Source organism: Lactobacillus kefiranofaciens, assembly GCF_900103655.1.
GTDB lineage: Bacteria > Bacillota > Bacilli > Lactobacillales > Lactobacillaceae > Lactobacillus > Lactobacillus kefiranofaciens.
In genome coordinates, this window is record NZ_FMXC01000003.1 from 40,003 (window position 1) to 53,135 (window position 13,133).

11 protein-coding genes and 1 pseudogene are annotated in these 13,133 nt (G+C 37.6%); 11 read left to right on the forward strand and 1 reads right to left on the reverse strand.

The window, feature by feature from the left end:
- The first annotated feature begins 1 nt into the window (after position 1).
- The 7 genes from cdaA to BLP58_RS02375 all read left to right on the forward strand — a co-directional run bounded on the left by cdaA (position 2) and on the right by BLP58_RS02375 (position 6,135).
- A complete protein-coding gene (gene cdaA / locus BLP58_RS02345) occupies positions 2-844 on the forward strand; it encodes a diadenylate cyclase CdaA (protein ID WP_013854423.1) in 843 nt (280 codons plus the stop codon).
- Positions 841-1,800: a CdaR family protein gene (locus BLP58_RS02350; RefSeq protein ID WP_013854422.1), complete on the forward strand. Its 960-nt coding sequence runs from the start codon at positions 841-843 to the stop codon at positions 1,798-1,800. The genes cdaA and BLP58_RS02350 overlap by 4 nt, the downstream gene beginning before the upstream one ends.
- Positions 1,801-1,830: 30 nt before the next feature.
- On the forward strand, positions 1,831-3,207 hold the full coding sequence (glmM, locus tag BLP58_RS02355; RefSeq protein ID WP_056956868.1) for a phosphoglucosamine mutase: 1,377 nt from the start codon (positions 1,831-1,833) through the stop codon (positions 3,205-3,207).
- A gap of 100 nt (positions 3,208-3,307) precedes the next feature.
- Entirely contained in the window at positions 3,308-4,123 is an 816-nt protein-coding gene (locus BLP58_RS02360; protein ID WP_013854420.1) for a Cof-type HAD-IIB family hydrolase, read from the forward strand.
- 9 nt (positions 4,124-4,132) lie between these two features.
- Positions 4,133-4,942, forward strand: a complete 810-nt coding sequence (locus BLP58_RS02365) for a Cof-type HAD-IIB family hydrolase (RefSeq protein WP_013854419.1) — start codon at positions 4,133-4,135, stop codon at positions 4,940-4,942.
- Between the two features lie 12 nt (positions 4,943-4,954).
- Positions 4,955-5,671, forward strand: a complete 717-nt coding sequence (locus BLP58_RS02370) for a hypothetical protein (RefSeq protein WP_013854418.1) — start codon at positions 4,955-4,957, stop codon at positions 5,669-5,671.
- On the forward strand, positions 5,668-6,135 hold the full coding sequence (locus tag BLP58_RS02375) for a low molecular weight protein-tyrosine-phosphatase (RefSeq protein WP_013854417.1): 468 nt from the start codon (positions 5,668-5,670) through the stop codon (positions 6,133-6,135). Before BLP58_RS02370 ends, BLP58_RS02375 begins: the two co-directional genes overlap by 4 nt.
- An 11-nt stretch (positions 6,136-6,146) precedes the next feature.
- Here the strand turns inward: BLP58_RS02375 and BLP58_RS02380 are convergent, their stop codons facing one another.
- Positions 6,147-7,292 (reverse strand): glycerate kinase family protein, encoded by a 1,146-nt coding sequence (locus tag BLP58_RS02380; protein WP_013854416.1) that lies wholly within the window; start codon positions 7,290-7,292, stop codon positions 6,147-6,149.
- A 227-nt stretch (positions 7,293-7,519) separates the two neighbouring features.
- Between BLP58_RS02380 and BLP58_RS02385 the strand changes: the two genes are divergently transcribed.
- From BLP58_RS02385 to BLP58_RS02400, 4 genes and pseudogenes are all read left to right on the forward strand, one after another.
- Positions 7,520-8,356, forward strand: a complete 837-nt coding sequence (locus BLP58_RS02385; protein WP_013854415.1) for a PRD domain-containing protein — start codon at positions 7,520-7,522, stop codon at positions 8,354-8,356.
- Positions 8,357-8,483: 127 nt separating this feature from the next.
- Complete coding sequence (locus BLP58_RS02390) at positions 8,484-10,472, forward strand: beta-glucoside-specific PTS transporter subunit IIABC (RefSeq protein ID WP_013854414.1); 1,989 nt, start codon at positions 8,484-8,486, stop codon at positions 10,470-10,472.
- A gap of 73 nt (positions 10,473-10,545) precedes the next feature.
- Positions 10,546-12,021, forward strand: a pseudogene (locus tag BLP58_RS02395) (glycoside hydrolase family 1 protein).
- Positions 12,022-12,175: 154 nt separating this feature from the next.
- Positions 12,176-13,132 (forward strand): alpha/beta hydrolase, encoded by a 957-nt coding sequence (locus tag BLP58_RS02400; protein ID WP_013854413.1) that lies wholly within the window; start codon positions 12,176-12,178, stop codon positions 13,130-13,132.
- Position 13,133: the final 1 nt, after the last annotated feature.

A 13,133-nucleotide genomic window follows, 5' to 3' on the forward strand; every position in this document is an offset into this window, starting at 1 on the left:
AATGCATTTTAATTACTCTAATTTATTAACCTGGAATAATTTATCAATAGTACTAGATGTTTTGATCATTTGGTATTTAGTTTATCGTTTGATCATGTTAATTCGTGGTACTAAGGCCGTCCAACTGGCCAAGGGGATTGTCTTCATCTTTATCGTTAGGATCATTGCTGGATTGCTTCAGCTTCATGCTTTGACTTGTATTGTCGATCAGATCGTCTCTTGGGCCGTGATTGGGATTATTGTCATCTTTCAGCCTGAAATTCGCCGTGGACTTGAACGGCTAGGGCGTACGCCATTTTTTAACGGACATGGTGAGAGTGCCCACGCTCAATCTGTTAAGATGGTCCAAGAGCTGGATAAAGCTATTCAATATATGTCTAAAAGACGGATCGGTGCATTAATTACGATTCAACAAGATACCGGTCTTGATGACTATATTGAAACTGGAATTAAACTAGATGCAGATATCACGGGCGAGTTATTGATTAACATTTTTATCCCTAATACGCCGCTACATGATGGAGCTGTGATTATTAATAATAATCGCATCGCTGTAGCCGCTGCATATTTGCCTTTGTCAGATAATACAATGATTCCTAAACGTTTAGGAACTCGTCACCGAGCAGCAGTTGGAATCTCTGAGGTAACGGATGCCGTCACAATTGTGGTTTCAGAAGAAACTGGTGGGGTAACTATTACTAGAAATGGTCGTTTCTTAGTTGATCTATCTAGAGATGAATATTTAAAGTATCTCAATGCCCAGCTAGTTCCTAAAGAAGAAAAGAAGCTTCCATGGATTCGCCGTGTAGTTAACAGGGTCTGGAAATGGGGTGCAAGCAAATGAAAGATATTTGGAATAAGCGCTGGTTTATAATGATCATTTCATTGTTGTTTGCAATTTTATTAGTAGTTTATATTGATTCAACACAAACTGGCTTTGTTACTCAAGGTGAACCTAAAAAAACTAAACAAACCGCTAATGAAATGCAAACAATTAGCGTGCCCTTGCAAGTTTCGGTTGATACAGATAAATATTATGTAGTTGGCTATCCTGAAAAAGTAAAAGTTACTTTAGAAGGACCGAATGCTTTGGTAACGTCAACTGTTAATACACAAAGTTTCCGTGCGTATATTGATTTAACTAATAAAAAAACAGGTAAGCAAACCGTCAAGGTGCAAGTGACCGGGCTTAATAATCAATTATCTTATACAATTAATCCAGCGCAAGTAAATGTTGACATTGAACGACGAAAATCTCGTACCATGCCAGTACAAATAGAGTATAATAAGAAAGCTGTGGCAAGTGGGTATGATTTTGGCTCAGCTAGTGTTGATCCGCAACAAGTTGAAATTACAGGTGCAAGAGGGGAAGTCGATCAGATTGATCAGATTGTCGCTAAACTTGCCTTACCTAATGGTCTTAATCATAGTTATGAACGTCAAGTGATGTTGATAGCTGAGGATAAGAAGGGTCGACAGCTGAATGTCGTGATTAATCCAGCTACTGTTACTGCAAGACTTCCAGTTTCTCTTTCTAAGAAGACCGTTAAATTGAATTTAAAACCAAAAAATGAAGATAGTAAGAAGGTTTATTCAGTAACGGCTAAGAAAGATGAAATCACCTTGTATGGGCGTAAGTCAGCGTTAAAGAAGATTAAGGATTTAAACGTTGATATTGATTTAAAGGGAATTACTTCTTCTACGGTTAAGAATTATTTCTTGGTATTGCCTGAAGGTGTTGCTAAGGCAGATCCTCCATTTGTACAAACAACAATTAAAGTGAAGGATGCAAGCAAATAATTTGGATAATTAAGAAAGGTTGTTTAATAAATGTTAAAATATTTCGGAACTGATGGTGTTCGTGGCGTAGCCAATCAAGGCTTAACTCCAGGAATGGCTTTTAAATTAGGTCGTGATGGTGGTTATGTCTTAACTAAGAATAAGAAAGACGGCAAACAAGCCAAGGTTTTAGTATCACGTGATACTCGTATTTCAGGTCAAATGCTTGAATATGCACTGATCTCAGGTCTTCTATCAGTGGGGATCGAAGTACTTGAAGCAGTGGGGATCGAAGTACTTGAAGTTGGTGTGATTACTACCCCAGGTCTTTCATACTTAGTTCGTGCCCAAGGTGCCGATGCTGGTGTACAAATTTCAGCTTCACACAATCCAGTTGAAGATAACGGTATTAAATTCTTTGGTAGTGACGGTCTGAAGCTTTCAGATGAAATGGAAGGCGAAATTGAAAAGTTAATCGACGCTAAAGAAGATACCTTACCACGTCCTTCAGCTAAGGGTTTAGGTACTGTAACTGACTTCCACGAAGGCTCAGCTAAGTACTTACAATTTATTGAAAATACTATTCCAGAAGACTTGGATGGCATCAAGGTCGTTATCGATGGTGCTAACGGTGCTTCAAGTGCCCTTATTTCAAGATTATTCGCTGATTGTGGCGTTGACTTCACTACTATCTACACGCATCCAGATGGCTTGAACATTAACGATCATTGTGGTGCTACTCATACTGAAAATTTGCAAAAAGAAGTTGTTAAGCAAGGCGCACAACTTGGCTTGGCCTTCGATGGGGATGCAGACCGTTGCATTGCCGTTGATGAAAACGGTAATGAAGTCGATGGTGATCACATTATGTACGTCATTGGTTCATACTTGGCAGAACATGGTCGTCTTAAGAAGGATACGATTGTTACTACTGTAATGAGTAATCTTGGCTTCACTAAGGCTCTTGAAAAAGAAGGTCTTAAGAACGTTCGTACTCAAGTTGGTGACCGTTACGTTTATGAAGAAATGCGTGCACATGGTTACAACCTTGGTGGTGAACAATCAGGTCACGTTATCATGAGTGACTACCACAACACTGGTGACGGTATGCTTACAGGTCTCCACTTAATGTTAGTAATGAAGAAGACTGGCAAGTCACTTAGTGAACTTTTGAAGGACTTTAAGGATTACCCACAATGCTTGGTTAACGTACCAGTTGCTGATAAGAAGAGCTGGAAGCAGCACCAACCAATCCTTGATGTGATCGATGAAGTTGAAAAGGATATGGCTGGCAACGGTCGTGTGCTTGTACGTCCATCAGGTACTCAAGCTCTCTTAAGAGTAATGGCTGAAGGCCCAACTCAAGAAGAAACTGATGCTTATGTAGACCGCATCGTTAAGGTTGTTAAGCAAGAAATGGGCAACTAAATATTAAATATTGATAAGTAAAAGTCGTGAGTTGACTCACGGCTTTTTGTATAATTAAAAATAGCTTTTAAATTTTTGCTTATTAAAGGGGATGTTGAAGATGGCAATTAAATTAATTGCAGTTGATTTGGATGGTACTTTATTATCTAGTAGTAGTACAATTTTACCTGAAACGCAAAGAATGTTGCGTATCGCTACAGAGAATGGCATTAAGGTAGTTCTAGCTAGTGGTAGACCGCTGTCGGGAGTATTATCCTATGCACAGCAATTGGGGCTTGATAAAGATGATCAATATGCAATTGTTTTTAATGGAGCAGTTGTGCAAACTATTGGTGGCCGCGTATTGATGAGTCAAGAATTAAATTATCAAGACTTCAACAATATGCTGCGATTTCAGCGTTTAAGTCATGTAAATGTTCATTTTGAAACAACTAAATGCTTTGTGACTTGTGATCATGATTTATCAATTCAAATGCAAATTAATGCCGCTTCAACCAATAACATTATAAAGGTTAGAGATCGTAAAGATATCCCACAAGATTTTACTTTTAATAAAGTTGGTTTTACTTCAATTGAAGGCAGTGATCAAGTTGAAAAACTTTGGAATTCATTGCCATCTTGGGCTTTTGACAGTTATGATATTGTTCGTAGTTGGGATAGTATTATTGAATTGAATGCATTAGGCGCTTCTAAAGGCAATGCTTTGATGAATTTAGCATCCCGTCTAAAAATTGCTCAAAAAGACGTAATGGTCTTCGGCGATCAAGGCAATGATATTTCAATGTTTTCTAATCCAGAATTTAAGAAAATTGCGATGGGTAATGCTATTAGCAAGATTAAGGAAAAATCAGATTATGTGACTGATGATAATGATCATAACGGCATTGCTAAGGCACTTAAAAAATTTGTATTGTAAGGAATAAAAATGATTAAACTAATCGCAGTAGATTTAGATGGTACTTTGCTTCAGTCAGATAATCAAATTGGAGCAGAAACTAAGGAAATTTTGCAAAAGGCTGATCAAGCTGGGATTAAAGTTGTGCCAGCTTCAGGACGACCGCTTCCTGGTGTAATTCCTTATATGCAGGAATTAGGGATAACTGGTGATCATAATTATGCTGTTTTATATAATGGTGGCTTAGTTCAGTCGTTTATTGGCAATGTTTTAATTAGTCATCAATTTGATTATGAGGAATTTAAAAAGTTTGTTAAACTTGAGAAACAAAATCCTGGTGTTAATTTGCACTTTATGAAGGAACATGATTATTGGACGTTAGACCGGAAATTGTCACTAAAGATGGCGAAAATGTCGTTTCTTAGTGGCGCACCTTTCGTGATTAAGGATTTTGACGAAGTACCGACAGATTTTCATTTCATTAAAGCTGAGTATACCGGTCCTGAAGGCAAGTTGGACAAAATGGGCAAGAATTTTCCTGCTTGGCTTGAAAATTATAATGTTGCTCGTAGTGATCCGCTAATTTGGGAAATTAATAAGCGCGAGGCTTCTAAGGGAAAAGGCGTCCATCAATTAGCACAAAAATTAGGAATAAAAGATAGCGAGGTTATGGTCTTTGGTGATCAAGGCAATGATCTGTCTATGTTTGAAATACCTGAATTCAAGAAGATTGCAATGGGAAACGCCATTAGTGAGATCAAGGAAAAAGCAGATTATGTAACTAGGTCCAATGACGAAGCCGGAATTGCTGTTGCAATTAATAAATTTATTTTTAATTAGAAGTGAAGTTTAATGAAATATATTAAAACCATTGTTTTACGAGTAGTCATGATTATCTGTGCTTTTATTTCCGCTTATCTATTGCTGACTAGCGTGATTAGTCTTAAAATCAATGACACGCATGCAATGGGACGAGCTGTAATTGATCGAGTAGTAGAAGATTCGGATAATCCTAATTTAAAGGCAGGGATACAGTTTCTAGAGACATCTGGGTTAGAGGAAACGCTACTTAAGCAGTTGCCGAAAAAATATCAAATAGATATGTCATATGCTGATTTATATCGTTTATGTGAAAAGTATGATAAACAAGGAAAATTAACGGTTAATGATTTAAACTTAAGCAGTAAGAGCAAGTTAGAAGAAATTATTAACGAGTATTTAGTAAAACAAGTTAATAATAAATTGAAAGAAAGAGCAGCAGATGTTGATCATGCAATCACTATTTATAAATATTCCATTTTTATAGTAATTTTGCTCTTTTTATTAGCAATAATTTTGATTGCTTTGGGCCGTAGTTCTGCGGCAGTTCCTCTGGTGCTTGCTAGTTTGGGGTCGTTTGTCGCATTATGGTATGCCGCAAATGAAATGATGACGACATTGCAAACGCAGGTTTATAGTGGAATCGTTGTCACTCTGTCACAAGGTATTTGGGCTGGCTTAGCAATAGGTGTGTTAGCAGTTATTATCTGGCCAATCTTATTGAAATTAACGAAAGGAATAAAGCAATGAAAAAGATTTTATTTGTTTGTCATGGTAATATTTGTCGTTCGCCCATGGCAGAGGCGATTATGCAGCACTTAATTGAACAAAAAGGGTTAAGTGATCGGTACGTAGCCGAATCTAAGGCAACGACGCAGGATGCACTTGGATATGGAATTGATTCACGGGCACAGCGAGAAATGGAAAAGAATAATATGCCATTTGATCACGGGCATCGCGCAAGTCAAATGACTGCAGGTGATTATCAGAAATACGAATATTTGATTTGTATGGATGAAGAGAATTTTGCAGATATGAATCGAATTAGTGGTGGTGATCCAGATCGTAAGGAACATAAATTGTTAGAATTTGCCGGCTCCTATGATGATATCGATGATCCTTGGTATACGAATGATTTTGATACTGCCTATCGAGAAATTTACCGTGGCTGTGAGGCACTGGTAGATAAATTAGCTAAAGAAAAAGATGAGTAGAAATGCTCATCTTATTTCTTTACGATTAAACGAACGATATTTTCTGTAGTTCTAGTTATGTTTTGGGGACCATCTTTTAAAGCCTCATCGATGTTTTCGGCCTTAGCCAAGATACCAAAAATGGCAGTGAAGCCTTGGCTATATAATTGATCTAATCCTTTGCCTAAATATCCAGCTAATGAAATAACGGGAATATCGTATTTTTGAGCAATTTGGGCTACACCATAAGGCGTTTTGCCAAATTTAGTTTGAAAATCCGTGCCGCCTTCACCGGTGAAAACATAGTCGGCATTTTTTAATTGTTCTTCAAGATGAACTTCATGAGCGACTAACTTGACACCAGGATAAATTGTAGCGTTAGTAAAAGTAAGTAAGCCGGTGCCTAATCCACCAGCCGCGCCGCTACCTGGAATATTGGCAACATCTTTGCCAATAGTTTGTTTGATGATTTGAGCATAGTGACGAAGATTCTGATCTAATTCTTGTATAGTGTTTTGATCTGCACCTTTTTGTGGTCCAAATACGCTTGAAGCGCCATTTGATCCTAGTAAGGGATTAGTAACATCGCTTGCCAATGAAAATTCAGTCTTTTTGATTTGGGGATTAAGATGAGACAAATTGATGCGGGCAATTTGTTTTAAAATTCCACCACCTAATTTAGCAGTTATTTCCTGATTATCCTTGTTAAAGAATTTAACGCCAATGGCTTGTGCCATTCCACTGCCACCATCGTTGGTACTGCTTCCACCTAGGCCAATGATCACTCGTTTAACGCCATGTTTTAGGGCGTTATTAATCAATTCACCAGTACCAAAAGTTGTAGTTTTCTTAATCGTTTCTGGCGTTCTTTTTTCTTGAGGAACATAGGCGAGGCCACTTGCTTGTGCCATTTCAATAATTGCTGTTTGTCCATTGCCTAAGATGCCATAGTAAGCTTTAACCCTTTCTCCTAGTGGTCCAGTAACAGTAACGTGAATTTTTTTGCCATGCGTTGCATCGATTAAGGAATCAGTGGTACCTTCACCGCCGTCTGCCATGGGGATGGAAACGATATTTGCCTGAGGCATCACTTTTTTAATGCCTTTTTCCATAGCTTGGCAAACTTCTTTAGCCGTCATGCTTTCTTTAAATGAATCAGGAGCTAGAATAAATTTCATTGATTTGTACCTCGTTATTAATCGTTAATTATATTTTAAAGCAACTTTTTTATAAAAGTCTATTGACACCGCTTACATGAATTGCTATTATATTAACTGTAAGTGAGCGGATTTCTGATTCGATCAGGTCTTAGCTACTGCGTGATAATTTTATATGCTTTGTTAGTGTATAATTTATTCGTAGTAGCTTTTTTGATAGCTCAGATGAATTAAAAGGTGATTCCGTGATGATATTTCTTAAGACATTTAATAATAGTGCCGCATTAGTAAAGGATGATGATGGTAAAGAGGAGATTGTGCTTGGCAAGGGCGTTGGCTTTGGTTTAAAAAAAGGTCAAGAGATCGATGAATCAAAGATTGAACGCCGCTTTGTAACAACAGAGAATTCGAATGAAGTTAAGCAAGTAAAAGAATTTCGACCACAGACAATTGATATTACCAATAAAGTAATCGAAATGGTTGAACCACTTTTACAAACTAAATTCACTGATTACCAGTTTTTAGCACTAGCTGATCATATTGATTTTGCTGTAACTAGAATCAATGACAATATTGATATTGATCCCGCTAATAATGAATGGGAAGTAAAAAATCTTTTTCCAAAAGAATATGCAGTTGCCGCTAAAGTAATTACGTTAATCAATGCAGAATTGGGCATTAAGTTGCCAAAAAGTGAGACAACTTTTATGACTTACCATTTGGTGAATGCCGCTTCTGATGATGCGCAGGTTCAAGAGACAATGCAGATTACTAAGTTGATTAGTGGAATTATTAATATCATTCAATTTCAATATCAAATCACAATCGATACCACTTCTTTCAGCTATAGTCGTTTTATTACTCATTTACGTATTTTGTTAGTGCGACTATTGCGTAAAGATAAGAAAAAGAATCCCCAACTTGATCCATCTTTATTGTCTTTTACTAAGATTAAGTATAATAAAGCTTATGAAACAGCGGAGCGGATCGCAACTTACTTACATTCAAAAATGGGCTGGACGTTAGATTCAGACGACAAATTTTACTTGGTGTTGCACATTTTTAGGGTAACATCGAGACAATAGAATATCTAAGTTACTTAGGTATGTTACTAAGAGAATTAGGCATGAACCCGAGTTACTGAAAGACGCAGAGCATGGTGCTCTCTAGTTTTTGAGTAGCTTGGGTTTTTATTTTGAGGAGGAAAAAGCAATGGCTAAGAATTATGATCAATTAGCCAAGACCATCATTCAAGATGTTGGTGGCAAGGATAATGTTAATAGTGTTATCCACTGTGCAACGCGCTTGCGTTTTAAGTTAAAGGATGAGAAAAAGGCAGATGATGATGCATTAAAGGATACAGATGGCGTTGTAACGGTAGTTAAGGCCGGTGGTCAATACCAAGTTGTCATTGGTAATGAAGTTGCTGATGTTTATGATGCTGTCTTAAAAGAAGGTGGCTTCTCTGGTGGCGGTCAAGTGCCAGATGATTATGGTGAAGATGACAATTCTAGTTTCGTTGACAAAGCGGTTGCCTTAATTTCAGGGATCTTTACTGATATCCTTGCACCACTAAGTGCTGGCGGTATTATTAAAGGTTTAGTTGTTTCAGTAGCTGCAATGGGCTGGCTCTCTAAGACTTCGGGTGCTTATCAAATTCTTTATGCCATTGGTGATAGTATTTTCTATTTCCTACCAATTTTCTTGGGTGTTACATCAGCTCGTAGATTCCATATGAACCAGTTTATTGGTCTCGCTATCGGTGCTGTTTTGACCTATCCAACTATGGTGGCTTTAGCTTCAAGCAAGACAGTATTAGGAACTTTGTTTAGTGGCACTCCATTTGCTTCTGAAATTCATACTACTTTCTTTGGTATTCCAGTAGTCACAATGAATTATACTTCAACTGTGTTGCCCGTCATCTTTACAGTTTGGTTTGCTTCAATTATTGAGCATTGGGCTAAAAAGTGGATTCCAACTGTGGTTCAAATGTTCTTAGTCCCAGTAGTGACTATGATTATTGCTTTACCAGTTGCTTTCATCGTAATTGGGCCCGTAATGACCTGGGTTGGTGATGCGATTGGTGCTGTAATGCAAAGTGTTTACAATTTTAGTCCAATTGTTGCTGGTCTTATTGTTGGTGCACTTTGGCAAGTGCTTGTTATCTTCGGTGTTCATTGGGGAATCGTTGCTGTTGCCACAGCAGATATGTCAGCTTTAGGATATGATCCTATTTTAGCTTTAACTTTAATGGTATGTTATGCACAAGTTGGTGTTGTCTTAGCTATTATTAAACAAACTAAGGACAAGAAATTAAAGGACACAGCCATCGGTGCCTTCTTCTCAGGTATCTTTGGTGTAACTGAGCCAGCTATTTATGGTGTTACTTTACCAAGAAAAACTCCATTTATTTTAAGTTGTATCGGTGGTGCCATTTCTGGTGCAATCATTGGTGGTTTTCACGCTGTAATTTATATTTTACCTTCAATGGGATTCTTTGCTATTCCAGCATTTGTAAATCCTAAAGGTGGTTCAATGACTCCAATTATCGGTGTAATAATTGCTGGTGTTGTTGCCTTTATCGTTGGTTTTGCTCTTCAAATGCTCTTTGGTAAGAAGTCAGTTGATGCAGAATACAATGAAAAACAATCTAAGAAAGCAGAAGAACGTGCTGCTTTAAATGTAACTCCACAAGTTGCAACTACTAGTTTAGTAAGTCCAGAAGATGGTGTGGCAATGCCACTTTCTGAAGTAAAAGATGATGTCTTTTCAAGCGGTGCAATGGGTAAAGGGATCGCAATTGAACCAAGTACTGGAATCCTTCATGCACCAGCCGACGGTAAAATTATTATGACCTTTAAGACCGGTCATGCTATTGGTATGAAAACCAATGATGGTGCAGAAGTGTTGATGCACATTGGTATGGATACAGTTAATTTGCAAGGCAAAGGCTTTAAAACTTTGGTTAAAAAAGATCAAGCAGTCAAAGCTGGAGATGAATTAGTGAAGTTCAATATTGATGCGATTAAGAAGGCAGGCTATTCGGTAACTACGCCAATTGTCATTACCAATTCAAAAGATTATGAGGATATTAAGCAAATTGCTACTGGTGAAGTTAAGGCTGGTCAAAAAGTTTTAAGCTTAATCGCTCCAGAAAAGCAAAATGTTACTACGGTTAATGGTCAAGTTCAGTTAAATTAATGAGCTTTACAAAAGTAATCGCTTTCAGCTAAGATAAATATTATAAAAGATAAAAATAGAAAAGAGATTAAAAATGATATTTCCAAAGAACTTTTTATGGGGCGGCGCTACTGCTGCTAATCAAATCGAAGGTGCTTATGATGTTGATGGTAAGGGCTTATCAGTAACAGATATTATGACTGCTGGTAGTCTTAAGGCACCAAGAATGCTTACTTATAAGTTGAATGGTAGGTTAGAAAAATCAGCTAGTGCTCCAGGTCAAGGCTTACCTGAAGGTGCCGTTGGTACAATTGATCCTAATTCATACTATCCTAACCATGTAGCGATCGATTTCTACCACCACTACAAAGAAGATATTAAAATGTTTGCCGACATGGGGTTTAAGACTTTCCGTCTTTCAATTGCCTGGACTAGAATTTTCCCTAAGGAGGATGAAGAAAAGCCAAATCAAGCAGGACTTGACTTTTATCGGGGAGTCTTCGAAGAATGCAAAAAGTATAATATCGAACCATTAGTTACGATTTCTCACTATGAAGATCCACTTTACCTCAGTGAAAAGTATCATGACTGGGGCGATCGTGAAATGATTGATATGTATGTTAAGTATGCTAAAGCATTATTTGAAGAATACAAGGGCTTAGTAAAGTACTGGTTGACTTTCAATGAAATTAATTCAACTTTACTGATGCTTAGTGCATTTGGCAATAATGTAACTGATGATGCAGCTTACCAACATGCTTATCAAAAGCTGCACTATCAATTCGTTGCTAGTGCTCGTGCAGTAAAATTAGCTCATGAAATTGATCCTAACTATGTTGTCGGCAACATGATTTGTGGGATTGTTGACTATCCACTTACGCCAGATCCGAAGGATATTTTATTAAACCGCCACATGTGGGAACAAAATATCTTTTACTGTGGGGATGCACAATGCAAGGGTAAATATCCAACCTTTGCTAAGCGTCTTTGGAAGGAACACAATGTGCATCTTGATATTACCGAACAAGATAAGAAAGACATGCTTGAAGGCAAAGTTGACATGTACACCTTCTCTTACTACATGTCCAACGTAGTTACTACACATGAAGTAAAAGACAAGGTCGGTGGCAACTTTGCAGCTGGTGCCAAGAACCCATATCTTAAGTATTCTGAATGGGGCTGGGCAACTGATCCAGATGGCTTGCAATATTACCTTGAAGTCATGTATGACCGTTATGATTTGCCATTAATGGTAGTTGAAAATTGACTGGGTGCTGTTGATAAGATTGGTGCCGATGGCAAGATTCATGACGATTACAGAATTGATTACCTCAGAATGCACATTGAGGCAATGAATCGTGCTATTGAGAATGGTGTAGACGTTCGTGCTTACACTACTTGGGGCTGTATCGATGAAGTTTCTGCCGGGACTGGCCAAATGTCTAAGCGTTATGGCTTTATCTATGTTGACCGTGATGATGAAGGCAAGGGCACACTTAAGAGAATGCCGAAAGATTCATATTACTGGTACAAGAAAGTAATTGCTTCGAACGGTGAAGATTTGGCATAAGCGTAAAAACTAAATAGTAATAAAGAACGATGAACAGGGTAAGTTCATCGCTTTTTTTGATATCAAAAAAGAACACTATAGAAATGTTAATATATCATATGAAAATTAAAAGCGTATAATTAATTCTAAATAATTATATATAGGAGTTGACATTTTGAATAGGAATAAAAAGAAATACAGAAAAGTTTGGCTAATATTTGGGATAGTCGTGGTCGTCTTTTTGGCAATAATTGGAGCTGGTGAAGCATATTTCTTTAATGAGGCTTTTGTACCTGGAGAAAAAAGCGTCTTGAATAAGTATTCGCATCATACTAAAAAAGACCCATTAGCTCAGCAGAAGAAGTGGTATGCTAATGCTAATAAACAAAAGTGGTATCTTAAATCAGCTACTTGTAATTACCGTCTAGATGCAAATTATATTCCCAATGGGAAATCAACCAAAACAGCAATTTTATTGCATGGATTTACCAATAATAAAGATTCGATGGGTCCCTATGCAGCGATGTTTCATCAGCTAGGCTACAATGTTTTAATGCCAGATGCGCGAGCTCATGGACAAAGCCAGGGGAAGTACATCGGCTATGGCTGGCCGGAAAAATATGATGTGCGTAAATGGGTTAAAAAAGATGTCGCTAAAGAAGGCAAGAACCAAAAAATAGTTATTTTTGGTGTCAGCATGGGTGGTGCCACGGCGATGATGACTAGTGGTATAAAGATGCCCAGCCAAGTTAAGGTATATATTGAGGATTGTGGTTATACCGATGTAAAATCAGAGTTTTTACATGAAGCGCAAGATTTATATCATTTACCTGGACCGGTGGCTACAATGGCAGTTAATTTGCTTAGTGGATTGAGTAAAGCAAATTTAGGCTTTTATTTAGGGGACGCGTCAGCGGTTAATTCCGTGAAGAAAAATGATAAACCAATGTTGTTTATTCATGGCGGCAAAGATAACTTTGTTCCAACTAGAATGATCAAACAAAATTATCAATCCGCAAATGGTCCGAAAGAAAGCTGGATTGCTAAGAAAGCAGGTCATGCACGATCATTTGAAACTTATCCGAAAGAATACCGAAAACGCGTGAAGAAATTTTTGCAAAAATATGTATAAG